Below are 17,293 nucleotides of genomic sequence, written 5' to 3' on the forward strand. Positions count from 1 at the left end.
ATGGAAGCTGAACATATTAATACTTTGACCGAACAACTGGATGATTTAAAGCACAGGGGTGAAATTTTACGGAGGTATCTTTGACTTTGATGCCAAACAAGTACGGCTGACAGAGCTTGAGCGTCAATCTGAGGATCCTGCCATCTGGAATGACCCGGCGCGTGCTCAGGAATTAGGGCGCGAAAAAAAATCTCTGGAAAATATCGTATTCACCCTGCGATCGATTGATCGCCAATTGCAGGACGCGCAAGAATTGCTGCAGATCGCTCAGGAAGAAAGCGATGATGAAACTTTGCACAGTATTTCCGAGGATGTAGCGGGACTTGCCAAAACGGTGGAAGAAATGGAGTTTCACCGAATGTTTTCGGACCCGATGGATCCCAATAACTGTTTCATCGATATCCAATCTGGCTCTGGTGGAACGGAAGCACAAGACTGGGCTTCGATGTTGGAAAGAATGTATTTGCATTATTGTGAACGACGTGGCCTGGCAGTGGAGTTACTGGAAGAATCTCCCGGCGATGTGGCTGGTATCAAGAGTGCAACAATCAAGGTAAGCGGTGAATATGCCTATGGTTACTTGCGCACGGAAACCGGTGTCCACCGGCTGGTGCGTAAATCTCCCTTTGATTCAGGAAATCGCCGGCATACTTCCTTTGCCAGCGTATTTGTCTATCCGGAAGTAGATGACAGTATAGAAATCGATATCAACCCGGCGGATCTGCGAGTGGATACTTATCGTGCTTCCGGAGCGGGTGGGCAGCACATTAACAAAACTGATTCAGCTGTCAGAATCACGCATATTCCAACCGGGATTGTTGTTCAATGCCAAAGCGGACGTTCCCAGCATCGGAATCGTGCCGATGCTATGACAGTGCTGAAATCCCGCCTATATGAAGCGGAATTGAGAAAGCGCAATGAAACCAAACAAGCGATCGAAGATTCCAAGACGGACATTGCCTGGGGGCACCAAATTCGCTCCTATGTTCTGGATCAATCCCGCATCAAGGATTTGCGCACCAATATCGAGATTGGCAATACCCAGGCAGTGCTGGATGGGGATTTAGATGTGTTTATCGAAGCCAGTTTAAAGCAAGGCGTATAGCGCCCATGATACGAAAATGATGACGCCGACTGCTGTGGAGTTGATGGGTACGATATTGTTTGTTCTGGCTATTTTGCACACGTTTACTACCGGTTTTTTCAAGCGATTGGCCTCTATCCAGCCGACTCACGCCGGGCTGTGGCATTTGCTGGGCGAAGTGGAGGTGGTGTTTGGCTTCTGGGCGATGGTACTGGTTGTCATGCTGTTTATTGCCGATAGTGAAAAAGCAGCAATACATTACATTGATTCACGCAATTTCACTGAGCCGATGTTCGTGTTTGCCATTATGGTGGTCGCTGGAACTCGCCCAATCCTGCGGACAGCAACGATTGCTGTGGATTTTTTCGCCCGTATCATACCCTTGCCGGGTAGCATGGGATTTTACTTTACCGTGTTAACACTGGTTCCTTTGCTCGGCTCATTCATTACCGAGCCGGCGGCCATGACACTGGCTGCGCTGATCCTGGCAGAACGTATCTTCGTGAAGGGTATTACCACACATATGAAGTACGCCACGCTGGCCGTGCTATTTGTGAATATTTCTATTGGTGGCACACTCACACACTTTGCCGCTCCTCCGATTCTGATGGTAGCCGGAAAATGGGGCTGGGATACCATGTTCATGCTGTCAACATTCGGCTGGAAAGCAGTTGTTGCCGTTGTTATAAATGCCTTATGTACGACACTGCTATTCCGCGAAGAACTGCGATTGCTGCCAGAAACAGAAAGTAACCGTAGTGATACTGTTCCGTTTGCCCTGACATGTATCCATCTGGCTTTTCTCGTAGGTATCGTGATTTTTTCTCACCATCCCGCGATGTTTATGGGGCTGTTCCTCTTTTTTCTGGGAATTGCTCATGCCTATCAGCATTATCAGGATCGTTTAATCTTGCGTGAAGGATTGCTGGTGGCTTTTTTTCTGGCTGGGCTGGTGGTACTGGGTGGCCAGCAGCAATGGTGGCTGCAGCCAGTATTGATGAGTATGACCAGTGATCAGATGTTTCTGGGTGCAACCATTCTGACCGCTTTTACTGATAACGCTGCGCTGACCTATCTGGGTTCGCTGGTTGAAGGATTATCCGATAGCCATAAATATGCCCTGGCTAGCGGAGCAGTGACAGGAGGTGGTTTAACTGTTATTGCCAATGCCCCGAACCCGGCAGGAGTAACCATTCTGCGCAACCACTTCGATGATGAAGCAGTGCATCCATTCAGATTGCTGCTGTTTGCACTGCTGCCTACCTTCATTGCTGCACTGTCTTTCCGATTGTTGTAATTTGGAAATTTTTTGGTAGCATAATTTCTAATCAAGTTGCAGGCCGGCGGCATTCGGAGCCTTGCAACATATTGGCTCCCATACAACTCATAGGTGGATATTGGAAGATTATCCATTGTCCTTACTGACTGCATTAATCAGCACCTCTCCATCTATAAACTGCCTTACGTTATCCAGTGTTGTAAGGGCAATCTGACTGAGTGCTTCCTGGGTAAAAAACCCCTGGTGCGCAGTAATCAGGACATTGGGAAAGGTCATGAGCCGGGCAATAGTGTCATCATGGAGGATCTGTTCAGAGAGGTTTTGGAAAAACAGATCGGCTTCCTGTTCGTAGACATCAATACCCAGATAACTGATTTTTCCTGTTTTTAACCCGGTGATTACGGCCTTGGTGTCGATTAATCCGCCACGGCTGGTGTTGATCAGCATGATGCCCGCTTTCATTTGTGCAATCGTTTCGTTGTTGATGAGGTAGCGTGTTTCTTCATTGAGTGGGCAGTGCAGCGAAAGAATATCGCATTGGGGGAAGAGCTCGCTCATGGGGACATACGGAATGCCCATTGCTTCCACAGTTGGTTTTTTTATCGGATCACAGGCCAAAATGTTGCAGCCCAGGCCATGCAGGATGCGGCAGAATACTTCCCCGATATGGCCGGTACCAATGACGCCCACTGTTTTCTTGTAGAGATCGAAACCAAGCAAGCCGTTCAGCGAAAAATTCTGTTCGCGGACACGGTTATATGCCTTATGCGTTTTGCGGTTGAGTGTCATGATCATCGCCAGCGTATGTTCTGCCACGGCGTGAGGGGAGTAGGCTGGTACCCGTACTACTTTGATATTACACGCCTGAGCTGCTTTGAGATCCACGTTATTAAAGCCGGCGCAGCGTAGGGCGATGAGCTGAATATTCAATTGAGACAGCTGGCGGATAATATTTTCATTAAGTGTATCGTTGACGAAAACACAAACTACCTCACTTCCTCTGGCAAGGGATACAGTGTGCTCAGTCAGTTTTTCTTCCAGAAAAATAAGCTCAAGGCGCGAATCGGCTTGATGTTTGAGGAATGATTCACGGTCATACGGTTGAGTGCTGAAAAAGGTGATTTTCATTGGCATATTTCCGGCAGGAACAGCAAGATAAATGGAGGGCAAGGGGTGATTCTTTCGATGAAAATAACGTATCGGGAAATGCCCGGAATGTCAAACAGGGTAATGCTGCGGCTTATCTGATTAAAGAAAAAAATGATACGCTGGGATATTTTCTGTCATGTCGTTGATAATTATGGCGATGTTGGTGTTTGCTGGCGCCTGGCACGTCAGCTGGCTACGGAATTTGGCATGACGGTGCGTTTGCTGGTGGATGATTTAGGGTCATTACAGCGAATTTGTCCGGAAATTGATAGCAATCTGACAGCTCAGTATATTCGGAACATACAAATTCTACATTGGATTGAGCCGTTTCCAAATCTTGTGCCGGCAGATGTGGTGATTGAGGCGTTCGGCTGTGAATTACCAGCCAATTATGTAATGGCAATGGCTGTGGCTTCATCCCAGACGGCAGATTCTGTGGATATGAAAGAGAAGGAAGGGTGCATGTGGATCAATCTGGAGTATTTATCTACTGAATCATGGGTGGAAGGTTACCATAGGCTAGCTTCACCGCATCCACGCCTGCCATTAACCAAATATTTCTTTTTTCCTGGTTTTACTGCGGCAACTGGGGGAGTGATACAGGAGGCGGGGTTGTTCGCACAACGCGATTCCCTGCAATCTGATCCGGCAAAACTGTGGCACGAACTGAGTATTCCTGTTCCTGCTTCTGACGAAACTATCGTTTCCCTGTTTTGCTATGACCATGCGCCAGTTGATCATTTGTTGGAAGCATGGGCCATTTCAACTTCACCCGTGCGATGTTTGTTGCCGGAAGGTGTGGCCTCGCGACAAGCAGCTGCATGGGCAGGACAATCACGCCTGGTGGCAGAGGATAGCGTGCAGCGCGGTAATTTGGTGTTGCAGGTGCTTCCCTTTGTGCCACAAGAAAATTATGACCGTTTATTGTGGGTGTGCGATTGTAATTTTGTGCGGGGCGAAGATTCCTTCGTGCGTGCGCAGTGGGCAGCGCGGCCAGTAATCTGGCAAATTTATCCACAGCAGGAAGATGCGCATCTTCCCAAACTTGAGGCCTTTCTGAATCTTTATTGCCAGGGATTGGTCCAAGAAGCAGCTGATGTGCTGCGAGCACTGCATCGAGGCTGGAATAACAATAAACAGCTGGACTGGGATAATTACTGGCGATACCACAAGGCGTTGAAACAACATGCCATAGCATGGGCTGAACAGCTTGCTCAGGCTCCTGATTTGGCTTCCAATCTGGTGAATTTTTGCAGAAACCAGTAGTTATTTCTTCATTACACTGGGGAAGTCAAAGTATAATATCCTTTTTTTTCCTTGACTTATATTGATTAGAATAGATGAAAACAGCTCAAGAACTTCGTGTAGGTAATGTGTTTATGCTCGGCAGAGACCCTATGGTTGTGCTGAAGACCGAATTCACCAAATCCGGGCGTAATTCCTCGGTTGTAAAAATGAAATACAAGAATCTGCTGACAGAATCACCTGGCGAGGCAGTGTATAAGGCAGATGATAAATTCGATATAGTCGTGCTGGAGAAAAAAGAGGTGAGCTACTCGTATTATGCCAGCCCCATGTATGTATTTATGGATGCCGAATTCAATCAGTATGAAGTTGAAGAAGAAACCATGAGTGATGTACTCAGTTTTCTGGAAGATGGCATGCCGTGCGAAGTTGTGTTTTATAATGACAAACCTATTTCAGTTGAAATGCCGAATTCTGTCGTGCGCGAAATTATTTACACTGAACCTGCAGTCAAAGGCGATACATCAGGCAAGGTAATGAAATCAGCCAAAATTGTTACTGGCTTCGAGTTGCCGGTACCGTTGTTTTGTGAAATCGGTGACAAGATCGAAATTGATACTCGCACACGCGAATATCGCAGCCGTGTCAAATAAACCCAGAATAATCAAATGTTTTTCAAGCTGCTCCGAATAATCCTGTTCTGTTCAGAGCAGCTAAAAATCAAGAAAACAACAATCAATTTGGATTTAAGGAATCTCTGCACGAATCCTTTCATAAAGAGTGATTTTTTTACTCAGATTGAGCGTTTGCCTCCTTGATCAGAGTTTATTGTCCTGATCAAACCGTACTACCCGACAAATGGATGCCATGGCGAGCAACCACTACCACTGAAAAATATGTTGCGCGTGCATATTGCCTACAGCTGCTCTGATCCGGGCATGGAAGATACCCTTGATGAGATTGCGCCAGATCTGCCATTTTGAACTGAATCGCATGCTTGACGAAAGCGCTATACTGCGTTTTCGTCACCTGCTGGACCAACATAACCTGGCTCAACAAGGTTTTGCCACTGTCAATCGCCAACTAGCAGCCTAAAATCTGTTTCTCAAACAAGGTATGATCGTCGATGCCAGCCTGATTGCCGCACCACCTTCTACCAGGAATACTGAGGGTAAACGCAAGCCTGAAATGCACTCAAGCAAGAAAGGCAACTCATGGCACTTTGGTGCCAACCTGCTGTGTAGCGAAGAAACGCTTGTCCTGGGTGATGCCGGTGTTACCAGGGCTTGCTTGGCCATGCGATAATCGCAGATTCTATCCGTACAGGAGTGTGCAGGTGGGGCAATCAGATGATTTCTGCTGTTTCCTCAGAACTTGAGTAGCTTGCTCACTTCAGAACATATTACCCAGTTATCATGAAAAAAATCAGAATCGGACAAGGGTTTGATATTCACCAGTTAGCTGCCGGGCGTGAGCTTGTCATTGGTGGCGTGACTATTCCGTATGAGAAGGGCCTGCTGGGCCACTCGGATGCGGATGTGCTGCTGCATGCCTTGTGTGATGCGCTGCTGGGTGCTGCCGCCTTGGGGGATATTGGCAAGCATTTTTCCGATACCGATGCACGTTATAAAGATATTGATAGTCGCAAGCTGGTGTGTAAAGTTCACCGGTTGCTGGCTGAAACGGGTTATCGTGTTGTGAATATCGATGCGACGATCATTGCCCAAGCACCTAAAATGGCCCCCCATATTTCCGGAATGATAGCCAACATTGCACAGGATCTCGCCATGCCTGCTGGAAATATTAATATCAAGGCAAAAACTGCCGAGAAACTCGGTGCTGTCGGGCGTGGTGAAGGTATCGTAGCGGAAGTGGTCTGCCTGATCGCTAACAGTGACGAAGGCGAAGCACAGCCATAATGTCCGGCGCTGCTCATCCTGTCAGGCTGTTCCTTGCATTGTGGCCACAGGATATCGCAAGAGATCAATTGGCCAAACTGGCGCGGCAGCTGGCGGATGATTGTTCAGGTCGTTGCATTCAACCGAAAAATCTACATCTGACATTGGCATTCATGGGCGAAATCGATCAAGGTAATATTCCACGATTGTGTCAGGCAGCCCCGGCTATCCGGCAATCTCCATTCAATTTGACTCTGGATAAGGTTTGCTTCTGGAAAAAAGCCGGAGTCGTGGTGGCCGGAACAAGCCAATGTCCAGCAGAATTAACTACTCTTGTGCAGGATCTGCAGCACTTGCTTTCTGCCTTGAGAATCCGGTATGACGACACATATCCATTTACACCACACGTCACGCTGGTAAGAAATGTAAGGCACTGCAGCTTGCCTGATTCAATCCAAGCGATTGATTGGCCAGTGACTCAATGGTCGTTGGCACAATCCCGGCAGACACCATACGAATCAGTCTATCAATCTCTTGCAGACTGGGCACTGTGAACCACAGGATTCCGATGAACATCATTGCGTTTGATACTTCTACCGAATACTGTTCCCTGGCTCTGTGGCTGAATGGAAACATTATTAGCAGGGAAGAGTTGGCGGGCCAGCGCCATTCCGAATTGTTATTGCCAATGCTGCAAACCATGCTGACTGAAGCCGGTGTTGCCTTGAGTCAGATTGAGGGCATCGCTTTCGGAGCTGGCCCGGGTTCCTTTACCGGGTTGCGCATTGCCTGCGGCATTGCCCAGGGATTGGCTTTTGCACGGGATATTCCGGTGGTTGGGGTGAGTACACTGGAAGCCCTGGCACAACAGGTAGATGCGTCTCAGGTGCTGGCGGCGCTGGATGCGCGTATGGGTGAACTTTATTTTGCAGCTTATGAAAAAAGAGAAATCGGCTGGTTTCCTGTTCATGCTCCGCTACTATGTCGGCCGGAAACAGCTCCAGGGGTAATCGGAGACGGATGGACGGGATGTGGTAGTGGTTTTGATCTGTATCAATCTGTTTTGTCAAACGTTTACAGCGAAAATTTGCAGCAGATTATTCCCGATTGTTATCCGCATGCGCGTGAAATTGTGCAACTGGCAGCGATTAAATTTGCTAATGGTGAGGGTAGGGCAGCAGAAGAGGCGCTGCCAGTGTATATCCGCAACAAGGTGGCACTGAAGGAAAGCGAACGGTAACGATGGCACAGATCAGGGCACGCCCTTTTCAGATCAAAATTCGTGAAATGCGTTTGAGTGACCTCGAACAGGTTATTTGTATTGAGCACGAAATTTTTCTTTTTCCATGGTCAATCGGCAATTTTAGTGATTCAATCAAGGCGGGTCATCATTGCCAGGTGATGGTGCAACAGCAGGGTGCCGAGCCGGATACTGATTTGGTGATGGGTTACAGTATTCTCATGATCGGGCCAGGTGAAGCGCATGTGCTGACACTGGGTGTGGGTTACGCCTGGCAAAATCAGGGTCTGGGTGGAGCGATGTTGCGTTATCTGATTGAACTTTCCAGAAAACATAGAGCAGAATTTATATTACTGGATGTGCGTGAGTCCAATACCGGTGCGGCAAATTTGTATCGGCGACTGGGATTCCAGCAAATTGCCGTGCGCAAGGATTACTATCCGGCGATGTGCGGACGCGAGGATGCGCTGATCATGAGGCGGGAGCTATGATGCCAAGAACCCCGGATACCCTGATTTCTCATCCTGTCTGATCAGGAAAGATTCAACCATGGATCCCAATCGTCTCAAAGAATTAGGCTTATTACCCGTGTGGCGTGTCAGGTCGAATGCTATTCTCGGACAGCCATCTGTTCAATCGTCTGATTCAAAAGAGAATCCGGCTGCGCACACAGAAACCGCTGTGGAATCTTCTATAGTTGATGACCGATCGGCTTTAATTGCGCGTGCAAACTGGGAGCAGCTGCGGCAGATGGTTAGCAGCTGTACCGCTTGTCCACTTTGCCAGACGCGTAAGCAAACGGTATTTGGTGTGGGTGATGAACAGGCAGACTGGCTGTTTATTGGAGAAGGCCCGGGGGCCCGGGAAGACCTGCTGGGTGAACCGTTTGTCGGCCAGGCCGGGAAGCTGCTCGACAGTATGCTGCAGGCGATTGATCTCGGGCGCGAACAGGGTGTTTACATTGCCAATATCGTTAAATGCCGCCCACCGGATAATCGCAACCCGCTGGAAATGGAAGCACAGCAGTGCCGTCCCTATCTACTGCGCCAGATTGCATTGATTCAGCCTAGGTTGATCATAACCTTGGGTAAGGTGGCTGCCCAGAATCTGCTGGCGACAGGCGACAGCATTGCCAGCCTGCGTGGTAGATTGCATGAATTTGCAGGCATTCCCCTGATTGCGACCTACCATCCGGCCTATCTGTTGCGTTCGCTGACGGACAAGGCCAAGGCATGGGAAGACTTGTGCTTTGCCCGCAGAACCATGCAGGCTTTGCGTGATAAGTAATGTCATTCATCAGGGTAAGATTGATTTGCATTGGATCCAATCTTTAATAGATTATCTGAGCTTAATCCACTCATGAATATTGAATGAGTAGTGTGAATTATGAAGGTTGCTGTCTGGCAGACAAGATGTTTGATGCAAATTGGTTGATTTCTTTTAGGTGTGGTGGCTGTCTCTCGTATTTTTACCCCGGATAGTGGTAGCCAGAGGTTTGTCAGGGGATGGGTTTATACATTGTTATTTCCTGCAAGGATCGCCGGTATTTCCTGCATGCCCAGTTCTGCTAGTTCCTCTTCTTCCAGAGAGCCGAAGATACTCAGCAGGGCGGCCATTACGCCTGTCCAGCCGGTTTGGTGGCTGGCACCCAGCCCGGAGCCATCTTCGCCGTGGAAGTATTCATAAAACAGCAGGCAATCCCGCCAGTGGGGATCGGTCTGGAATTTTTCAGTGCCGCCAAACACCGGCCGTCGGCCATATTCATCCGGCAGAAAGATATGGAGTAGCCTTACGGCAATCATTCTTGCAACCTGGAACAGGTTGCACTGCCTACCAGATCCGGTGGGGCATTCAATCCGGAAATTTTCTCCATAGTAGGCATACAGCGCCAGCAATGCGTGAATAATCAGGATGTTGATCGGTGCCCAGACAGGACCGCGCCAGTTGGAATTCCCTCCGAACACGGCTGAATCGGATTCACCTGGCTGGTAATTTGCAGAGAAAGTCTGCCCGTTCCAGTAAAATTCGTAGGGATGTTCCTGGTGATATTTCGATAATGATCGAATACCGTGAGGGCTCAGGAACTCCTGTTCATCGAGCATTTTTGTCAATATTTGCCGCAATTTCTTTTCATCCATAATTGCCAGCAGACGGCGATTTTCCACGCCAGGTTTAATTGGACAAAAGATATGGGCGGTTAGATGACTCCTGCGTTTGACCAGGTTTTCAAAATATTTTGCAACCTGCGGTAGCTTGTTTAGCGTGGATTCCTCTACTACAATCACGGCACATAACGGTAGCAGCCCGACCAGTGAACGTACCTTGATGCGAGTGGAGTGGCCGTCCGGAAAACGCAGGACATTATAGAAAAAGCCATCCTCTTCATCCCACATGTCGCGGTGTTCATCGCTGATATCCTGCATGGCAGCGGCAGTGGCCATGAATTTATTCAGGTAGGAGAGCACTCTTTGCTCGTAATCCGGATCGTGCAGGCTGAGCTCCAATGCGATCTGCAACATACTTTGCGAGAACAATGTCATCCAGGCGGTGGCATCCGATTGCTCCAGATGGCCGCCGGTTGGCAGTGCGGCACTGCGATCAAATACCCCGATATTATCCAACCCTAGAAACCCGCCTTCATACACGTTTTTATCCGGCTCGCGGTGGGATTCCCACCAGGAGAAATTGTGTTCCAGGCTGGCAAAGGCGGATTTCAGGAATGTCAGATCGTTCTGGCTATGGTAATCCTGGCAGATTTGATAAACCACATAGACGGACCAGGCGTGAACGGGCGGGTTGACAGCATTGAAGTTCCATTCATAAGCTGGAATCTGTCCATTTGGGTGCTGGTAGCGGTTTTCCAGAAATAGGTTGAGCTGCTGTTTGGCAAAGGTGGGATCTATCATGGCCAGGGGTAGAACATGAAAGGCTGAATCCCATGCGGCAAACCACGGATATTCCCATTTATCCGGCATGGAAATGATGTCCCGGCATTGCATGTGTTGCCAGTCAGCATTGCGTGTGCTGTGCCGGGGGTGCTCATTCAGCCAGCGTGCTACATCAAACTCATAATATTGCTTGGTCCATATCATGCCAGCCAATGCCTGCCGCAGGACACGTTGCTGTTCCTTATTCAACCGGTCACCGGACAGTGATTCATAGAAATGATCGGCTTCCTGCTTTCTCTGGTCGATGAGTTCGTCGAAACCGGTAAAAAATATATCTGCCTTGACAGAATCAGCCTTGCACAGCCGCAACCTGATTATGTGAGTTTCTCCGGAAGGGATACTCAGAGCATAGTCTGCCGCTGCTTTGGTACCGCTGTTGGCAGGGTTAATGGCGTCTGTTCTGTCATGAATGATATAGTCGTTAATTCCATCCTTGGTGTAGAGGCCTTTATTGTTGTTGCGAAACAGCCGCCAGGCGTTGGTTTCGTTTTCGCAAAAGAGCAGGGTTGGTTTATCTGCACAATACAGTTGGTAATCTCCCAGTTCGTTATGCTTGGCGCGAATGATCCGGCATTCGTTCTGATTACCCTCCTGGGATAGCTGCGGTTTAGCTGAACCGGGTTCCCATGACCAGGTATTGCGGAACCAGAGTGTCGGCAGTAGTCGTAAGTCTGCTGTTTCAGGGCCACGATTGATAACGCTGATGCGGATCAGGATATCTTCCGGCACAGTTTGAGCGTATTCCACAAAAATATCAAAATACCGGTTCTCATCAAAGATACCGGTGTCCAGCAGTTCATATTCCGATTCCTGCCGGGAGCGTCGCCCGTTAGTGGTGACCAGATCTTCATAAGGATAGGCTGTTTGCGGATATTTGTAGAGATATCTCAGATAACTGTGAGTGGGCGTGGCGTCCAGGTAGAAATAATATTCCTTGACGTCTTCGCCATGGTTGCCTTGTGGATTGGTCAGACCAAACAGGCGTTCTTTTAGTACCGGATCGCGTCCGTTCCACAGCGCCAATGCAAAACAAAGCAACTGCCGGTCATCGCTAATACCGGCCAGGCCATCTTCTCCCCAGCGGTAAGCGCGAGCGCCAGACTGGTAATGCGGAAAGTAATTCCAGGCATCGCCGTTATCGCTGTAATCCTCGCGCACCGTGCCCCATTGCCGCTCACTTAGATACGGACCCCATTTTTTCCAGGGAATCTGCTCTTCATCACATAGTTTGAGACGACCGGATTCTTCTATCATGGTAGCTCCATTATTCTTTATCTGGGCCGGATCAAACAGTAGTGTTCATTTCATCAAAACGAAGGGTAATATGTTGCTGCTGGTCATCCGTTATCTTCCAGGTAAGTATTAGTTTGACTGCCTGCATGATTTTTTCAAATCCGCCTTCCGATTGAGAAACGGTGAAGTGCGGGCAGGCATAAAATTTTGTTACAGGTGAAATATCAAGTGACAGACTGCCGCCCAGCGTGTCGTCTTCCAGTGTAATGGCTGTCAGATTATCCAGTTCGATGGGTTGTCCGAAGCCGGACAGCACAGTGTGATTCCGGATGTAACGTCCGCCCGGTCCGTCGCAACTGGGCATGGCCAGATTGATTTCTGTCTGCATGTATCCACTGGCTTCCCCGCTGCATACATAGATGACAAGTAGCTGGTTGCTGATAATCCGAAAGCATTTACTGATTGACCCGAAATCTGTTATCGCCTGAAAAATAACTTCATCTGCCTTATCTGAGGGGTGCAGTTGATAATCCAGCAGCTCACCGTTTAAACGATCAATAAACAGGTGTTGTGCATACAGATCCGGTTCCATATCTGCCTGGCTAATAGCATGTTTGAAATTGACTCGATCATGTGCTGAAGCTATTCCTGATTGCTGATGAGATGAAGCTCCCTGTAGACCCGGTTGGATCTTTCGGTAGTAATGCTCAGTCTGGCGGGCGAGGGTATCGGCAAAGTTGTGTTTCAGTGGATAGCTGTCCAGTTCGCAGATGCTGGCGCTGCTGTTGAGTTTCAAAACTGCCTGCACAGTCCCGTTTTGCAGATAGATTTCCTCCGTGCCATCCAGATCAGTATCCTCATGATAGTAGATATTGCGCGATTCACACTGATCGAGTTGCGCTTCCAGTTCAATCAGATTGTTGTAGACGGTGCGCCGCAAATGCGGCAGATACAGACCGCCAAATAGACCATGCCAGTAGGCATCATTGGCCTGGGAAGCGTACAGGCATCGTTGCATGGCAGAGGTCCGCTGCCTGGCCGGCAGGCTGGCGTAACGTGCGGACAGGCCGAGCATGCGCTTGTGCATCCAGTTGGATTCAGGGTAGCGTGAAAAAAAGTTTTTCCACATTCCTCCGCGCAGGAAAGATCTGGTTTGTTCGTACTGACCTGTGGATTTGGCTTGCTGCACCAGATCATCATAAATATGAGCAGGTTCAGCGGGCAGCGTCCATTCATTCATCTCGATGTAGGAGGTGGTGGGGAGGTAAACGATGCCACGGGTTTTTTCGCTGGCATGATAATCCCGGTAGTGCTGCAGCTGGATATGAGGAGAAGCCAGTACACCCTGGATAAATTTCTCCAGCCAGCCGTGTTCGTAAACCCACTGATAAGTTTCTGGCCAGATGCCGAATTTCTCAATGTCGTCAAAATAGACTGCTGCAGGTTGATGCTCGGTTGTGGACTGATCAATCAGGGATTCAATATAGGCAATGGCTTCCAGCGCAGGAGAAAAGGGGAGCCGGTAACGCAATGCTTCGGAGATGGGAAAAAGATCAAGCTTGTGATGATCTTCTTCAGTACTGAAGTAACCATCAAGTTCTATTTTATTTTTTCCGGTACAAATGAAGTGGTAATCGTCCACTATTACATAATGGATACCGCAATTAACCAAAGCAGGCACGATAGTGGATTCCCATACACGCTCAGTTAGCCAGGCGCCTTGTGGCGACTGCCCCAGCTTTTTCTTGAGTTTAGCCGAAAAGGTCTTGAGCTGGCCGATGCGATCCCGCTCGGGAATGGCCGCCAGTACCGGCTCGGTATCGCCTGCACCAAATATTTCGATCTGCCCGCGTGTGACCATCTCACGTAATAACGCCATATCTTTCGGGTAGTGCTCAAATAGAAAATCCAGCAACCAGCCGGAAAAGTGGATGGCAAAACGAAATTCCGGATAGCGGTATAAAGTTTGCAGGAAGGGCTTGTAACAGCGTTCATGCGCATCAATAACGACCTCGGGGAAATTGCCAATCGGTTGGTGGGCGTGGACACCAAACAGCAATGATACGGATGAGGTCATCTGGGATATCCTTAAATATTTATCGGTTGTTTCATATTTGCCAGTATTACATTTTTTGTGAGCCCTCTAAGAGGCATGCCGCATCGCGCCACCTTTGCCTGTGGATGCACTGCCATAACTGATGGGTTCGAGAATGGTCACCGGAACGGGTATGTTCAGCAGGCGGTAAAGGTTGGCAAGATTTTTGCGGAAAGCCAGATCAAAGCTTTCTACTGAGTGTGGCGAGTTGTAATCACCAAACCACCAGAACCAGTCGGAACTCTCACAGGAAGCGAGCTGCTGTCCGGCAGCCAATTTTTCTTCATCCGTCAAGCGTGATCCTTGCATGACAAGATCGTAACTTTGTTTGGCGGCACACAATAAATCCCATGCCAGATTTTTGTCATGATCTCCAATCCAGGTGGAGAAACTGCCATATACCCAACTGCCGGCCGTCAGCGACGGCAATCGGGTAATTTCAATGTTGTTTTCGGATAACCCGGCGATGTATTCATGGAAGGTTGTCGTACGGATATCAGCATTTTTTTCAAGTATTTCATACAAATCATCCAGAAAATAGTAGCCGTTGTAGGGATAAGTTTCCCAGGCATTTTCTCCATCAAGAATAATACTGACGACTGGAGCGGGATTGCCGTTTGTTTCACTACGGATATGTTCAAGCCGCTGGACAAGATTTTCTGCAGCATCACGCCCAAACCATCTTGAATATTCAAATCCGATCAGATCGGATAGCTGATCATCCCGGTAGAAACACAGAATACTGTTATTACCGGATTCAAACCGATAAGGGCGATAAAGATATTCGCTGCGGGCAGGCAAGGGCTGGTCAGGATAAGATTTGTGCAGGCTGTTGGCCAACACGCCTTCACCGCTGGCACACCACTGACGACCGTGTCCGGCCAGGATATCCAGTAGCGGTTCTGATACTGCGCCCTCGGCTGGCCATACACCGGAAGGTTCGCTGCCAAAACGCTGCCGGTGGCTGTCAATAGCTGATTGCAGATGAAACGCTACCCGGTTGCGCCCACCAGGGTAGACCGGATTGGCTGGCAGTTGCGTTTCAGGAAGGCTGTCCCGGGCAGAAGTGAAATCAATCAGCAAGGGAGCTAGCGGGTGATAGTGCGGTGTGGTGGAAAGCTCGATCTGGCCGGATTCTGCCAGTTTACGATAACGCGGAATAATACCTTGGATGAGTTCGCCAATAAGGTTAAACAGCAGGATACGATCACCATGGCTGAACAGTTTTTCCTGAGACATGAGGTGTACAATGCATTCATTTTCCCGGCGCACGCTTTCGCCCATCCAGGCGAGGTGGTACCACACCAGCAGGTCGGCCAGGTATTGGCCGGAGACATACATCAGTTCCTTGTCATTCGTCTTTTGCAGATGATCATACAGATCACGTAGATGCTGATAAGCCGGATAAGGTTTGAGCATGGTTTCGTGATTATTCAGGAAGCAGCTGTTCAGAATCAGCAAGCGCTCATTGGGAGAAATATGATCAAGATCTGGCGCGGAGAGCAAGCGCAGTAATGGATCACGAATCGTGCCGCCAGCAAATTGATCAGCGTAATCTTCCAGCTGATCCAGCAGGACAGGAACAAAGTTCACCACCAGCCGGATACCCGGGTGATTTTCAAGGTGGTGCGCCATATCGGTATAGTCCTTGATAGTATGCAAATATACCCACGGCAACATGAATTCACCGGTTTTATAATCCCGGTAGTCTGGCTGGTGCATGTGCCAGAGCAACACAAGATCGAGTTTAGAAGAATGGCTGGTCATGGCATATCAAATCGTGTAAAGAAAGTTGATAGAGATCAATCGGCCGGAAAGCTGGATTGGAAATTTCAGCGAGTATAGTGAATTTGCTGTCTCAACATTTCCGGTGTAATCAAAGTAATCCCATTGTCCGTGACATAAAAATGTTTTTTATCTGCAACAGGATCAAAACCAATTTCAAGGCCTTCCGGGATCTGGCATTCCTTTTCCACCACCACTTGTCTGAGATGAACATATCGGCCGATACTGACGTCAGGCAGAATGACCGAGTCTTCAATGGTACTGAAGCAGCGTACTTGAACATTAGAAAACAACAGAGAACGGCGTACTGTTGCCCCGCTGATAATACATCCGCCTGATACCATTGAATCCAGTGCCTGGCCACGGCGATCATTGTCATCAAACACAAATTTGGCAGGAGGCAGTTGTTCCTGATATGTCCATATTGGCCAGTCTTCATCGTACAGATTCAAATCCGGCGTGATAGTGGTGAGATCAATATTTGCCTCCCAGTATGCATCTACTGTACCGACATCACGCCAGTAAGGTACACCTGAATCCATGTTGACGCAGCTATTCTGAAAGCGATGTGCATAAACCTGAATATTGCTCGCTACCAGGCGGGGTATCACGTCTTTACCGAAATCGTGTGATGATTGATTCATGTCGTGATCCAGAATCAGTTGTTCATACAGAAATTTCGCGTTAAAAACATAAATACCCATACTGATGAGAGCGTGCCCGGGTTTGCCTGGGATCGGGGCGGGGTGAGCGGGTTTCTCGGTAAAGTTGGTGATACGCGAGTCGTTATCAACCGCCATAACGCCGAATGCGCTGGCATCTTCGATCGGAACTTCCAGGCAGGCGATTGTCAAATCGGCCTGTTTTTCGACGTGTTCAGCCAGTATTTGCCCATAATCCATTTTGTAGATGTGATCACCACCTAGGACCAGTACATAGCTGGGGTTATGCGTGCGGATAATGTCGAGATTCTGAAAAACAGCATCAGCGGTACCTTGGTACCAAGTTCCCTCTTCGGTACGTTGCTGTGCAGGTAACAGCTCGATAAATTCATGGAACCGGCCATCCAAAAAACTCCAGCCACGTTGAATATGGCGGATCAAACTTTGCGCCTTATATTGTGTGACGACGCCGATACGACGTACACCCGAGTTGACGCAATTGGACAGCGTGAAATCGATAATGCGGAATTTGCCACCGAAGGGAACCGCCGGTTTAGCGCGCCAGTCTGTCAGGTTCTTAAGGCGCGTCCCGCGTCCGCCTGCCAGGATCAGCGCCAGTGTGTTGCGAGTAAGTGTGCTGACAAAGCGCGGGTTGTTATTCATCTGGACAGCCTG

Annotated in this window: 15 protein-coding genes and 1 pseudogene; 10 read left to right on the plus strand and 6 right to left on the minus strand. The window is 48.8% G+C overall.

Going from position 1 to position 17,293, the window contains the following annotated elements; genetic code table 11:
* A protein-coding gene (gene prfB / locus ABF86_RS03775; protein WP_143032828.1) for a peptide chain release factor 2 occupies positions 1 to 1,105 on the plus strand; the annotation gives its coding sequence in 2 pieces (ribosomal slippage) (positions 1 to 81 and positions 83 to 1,105; 1,104 coding nt in all).
* Between the two features lie 19 nt (positions 1,106 to 1,124).
* Positions 1,125 to 2,381 carry a putative Na+/H+ antiporter gene (locus ABF86_RS03780; RefSeq protein WP_074684572.1) on the plus strand — a complete coding sequence of 419 codons (1,257 nt, stop codon included), beginning with the start codon at positions 1,125 to 1,127 and terminating at the stop codon, positions 2,379 to 2,381.
* 108 nt (positions 2,382 to 2,489) lie between these two features.
* Here ABF86_RS03780 and ABF86_RS03785 read toward each other — a convergent pair whose 3' ends face one another.
* On the minus strand, positions 2,490 to 3,491 hold the full coding sequence (locus ABF86_RS03785) for a 2-hydroxyacid dehydrogenase (RefSeq protein ID WP_074684556.1): 1,002 nt from the start codon (positions 3,489 to 3,491) through the stop codon (positions 2,490 to 2,492).
* 132 nt (positions 3,492 to 3,623) lie between these two features.
* Between ABF86_RS03785 and earP the strand changes: the two genes are divergently transcribed.
* A complete protein-coding gene (gene earP, locus ABF86_RS03790; RefSeq protein WP_074684555.1) occupies positions 3,624 to 4,778 on the plus strand; it encodes an elongation factor P maturation arginine rhamnosyltransferase EarP in 1,155 nt (384 codons plus the stop codon).
* Positions 4,779 to 4,852: 74 nt separating this feature from the next.
* Positions 4,853 to 5,410: an elongation factor P gene (gene efp / locus ABF86_RS03795; protein WP_011634371.1), complete on the plus strand. Its 558-nt coding sequence runs from the start codon at positions 4,853 to 4,855 to the stop codon at positions 5,408 to 5,410.
* 184 nt (positions 5,411 to 5,594) lie between these two features.
* Here the strand turns inward: efp and ABF86_RS03800 are convergent, their stop codons facing one another.
* Positions 5,595 to 5,840 carry a hypothetical protein gene (locus ABF86_RS03800; protein ID WP_143000371.1) on the minus strand — a complete coding sequence of 82 codons (246 nt, stop codon included), beginning with the start codon at positions 5,838 to 5,840 and terminating at the stop codon, positions 5,595 to 5,597.
* Here ABF86_RS03800 and ABF86_RS12735 point away from each other — a divergent pair.
* The 6 genes and pseudogenes from ABF86_RS12735 to ABF86_RS03830 form a co-directional block, all read left to right on the plus strand.
* A pseudogene (locus ABF86_RS12735) lies at positions 5,757 to 5,984 on the plus strand (IS5/IS1182 family transposase); the annotation flags it as partial. The gene ABF86_RS03800 and the pseudogene ABF86_RS12735 sit on opposite strands and share 84 nt — an antisense overlap.
* A 188-nt stretch (positions 5,985 to 6,172) precedes the next feature.
* On the plus strand, positions 6,173 to 6,676 hold the full coding sequence (gene ispF, locus ABF86_RS03810) for a 2-C-methyl-D-erythritol 2,4-cyclodiphosphate synthase (RefSeq protein ID WP_011634370.1): 504 nt from the start codon (positions 6,173 to 6,175) through the stop codon (positions 6,674 to 6,676).
* A complete protein-coding gene (gene thpR, locus ABF86_RS03815; RefSeq protein ID WP_011634369.1) occupies positions 6,676 to 7,209 on the plus strand; it encodes an RNA 2',3'-cyclic phosphodiesterase in 534 nt (177 codons plus the stop codon). The genes ispF and thpR overlap by 1 nt, the downstream gene beginning before the upstream one ends.
* Positions 7,210 to 7,223: 14 nt before the next feature.
* On the plus strand, positions 7,224 to 7,895 hold the full coding sequence (tsaB, locus tag ABF86_RS03820; protein ID WP_011634368.1) for a tRNA (adenosine(37)-N6)-threonylcarbamoyltransferase complex dimerization subunit type 1 TsaB: 672 nt from the start codon (positions 7,224 to 7,226) through the stop codon (positions 7,893 to 7,895).
* Between the two features lie 2 nt (positions 7,896 to 7,897).
* A complete protein-coding gene (gene rimI / locus ABF86_RS03825; RefSeq protein WP_074455648.1) occupies positions 7,898 to 8,386 on the plus strand; it encodes a ribosomal protein S18-alanine N-acetyltransferase in 489 nt (162 codons plus the stop codon).
* Positions 8,387 to 8,444: 58 nt separating this feature from the next.
* Positions 8,445 to 9,182, plus strand: a complete 738-nt coding sequence (locus ABF86_RS03830) for a uracil-DNA glycosylase (RefSeq protein WP_011634366.1) — start codon at positions 8,445 to 8,447, stop codon at positions 9,180 to 9,182.
* A 224-nt stretch (positions 9,183 to 9,406) separates the two neighbouring features.
* On the opposite strand, the gene ABF86_RS03835 is transcribed toward ABF86_RS03830, so the two are convergent.
* The 4 genes from ABF86_RS03835 to glgC form a co-directional block, all read right to left on the minus strand.
* Complete coding sequence (locus tag ABF86_RS03835; protein WP_074684554.1) at positions 9,407 to 12,097, minus strand: glucosidase; 2,691 nt, start codon at positions 12,095 to 12,097, stop codon at positions 9,407 to 9,409.
* Positions 12,098 to 12,128: 31 nt separating this feature from the next.
* Complete coding sequence (locus tag ABF86_RS03840; protein ID WP_011634364.1) at positions 12,129 to 14,153, minus strand: alpha-amylase/4-alpha-glucanotransferase domain-containing protein; 2,025 nt, start codon at positions 14,151 to 14,153, stop codon at positions 12,129 to 12,131.
* Between the two features lie 66 nt (positions 14,154 to 14,219).
* Positions 14,220 to 15,938, minus strand: coding sequence for a glycoside hydrolase family 57 protein (locus tag ABF86_RS03845; protein ID WP_011634363.1), 1,719 nt, complete (start codon positions 15,936 to 15,938; stop codon positions 14,220 to 14,222).
* A 65-nt stretch (positions 15,939 to 16,003) separates the two neighbouring features.
* Positions 16,004 to 17,281, minus strand: coding sequence for a glucose-1-phosphate adenylyltransferase (gene glgC / locus ABF86_RS03850; protein WP_011634362.1), 1,278 nt, complete (start codon positions 17,279 to 17,281; stop codon positions 16,004 to 16,006).
* Positions 17,282 to 17,293: the final 12 nt, after the last annotated feature.

This window comes from Nitrosomonas sp. GH22, from assembly GCF_009833115.1.
GTDB lineage: Bacteria > Pseudomonadota > Gammaproteobacteria > Burkholderiales > Nitrosomonadaceae > Nitrosomonas > Nitrosomonas eutropha.

Excerpts from the sequence above, each read along its gene's own strand:
- ABF86_RS03780 (WP_074684572.1), top strand. The coding sequence starts at position 1,125 with ATGACGCCGACTGCTGTGGAGTTGATGGGTACGATATTGTTTGTTCTG.
- thpR (WP_011634369.1), top strand. The coding sequence starts at position 6,676 with ATGTCCGGCGCTGCTCATCCTGTCAGGCTGTTCCTTGCATTGTGGCCA.
- efp (WP_011634371.1), top strand. The coding sequence starts at position 4,853 with ATGAAAACAGCTCAAGAACTTCGTGTAGGTAATGTGTTTATGCTCGGC.
- ABF86_RS03830 (WP_011634366.1), top strand. The coding sequence starts at position 8,445 with ATGGATCCCAATCGTCTCAAAGAATTAGGCTTATTACCCGTGTGGCGT.
- rimI (WP_074455648.1), top strand. The coding sequence starts at position 7,898 with ATGGCACAGATCAGGGCACGCCCTTTTCAGATCAAAATTCGTGAAATG.
- ABF86_RS03785 (WP_074684556.1), bottom strand. The coding sequence starts at position 3,491 with ATGAAAATCACCTTTTTCAGCACTCAACCGTATGACCGTGAATCATTC.
- earP (WP_074684555.1), top strand. The coding sequence starts at position 3,624 with ATGATACGCTGGGATATTTTCTGTCATGTCGTTGATAATTATGGCGAT.
- ispF (WP_011634370.1), top strand. The coding sequence starts at position 6,173 with ATGAAAAAAATCAGAATCGGACAAGGGTTTGATATTCACCAGTTAGCT.
- tsaB (WP_011634368.1), top strand. The coding sequence starts at position 7,224 with ATGAACATCATTGCGTTTGATACTTCTACCGAATACTGTTCCCTGGCT.
- ABF86_RS03835 (WP_074684554.1), bottom strand. The coding sequence starts at position 12,097 with ATGATAGAAGAATCCGGTCGTCTCAAACTATGTGATGAAGAGCAGATT.
- glgC (WP_011634362.1), bottom strand. The coding sequence starts at position 17,281 with ATGAATAACAACCCGCGCTTTGTCAGCACACTTACTCGCAACACACTG.
- ABF86_RS03845 (WP_011634363.1), bottom strand. The coding sequence starts at position 15,938 with ATGACCAGCCATTCTTCTAAACTCGATCTTGTGTTGCTCTGGCACATG.
- ABF86_RS03840 (WP_011634364.1), bottom strand. The coding sequence starts at position 14,153 with ATGACCTCATCCGTATCATTGCTGTTTGGTGTCCACGCCCACCAACCG.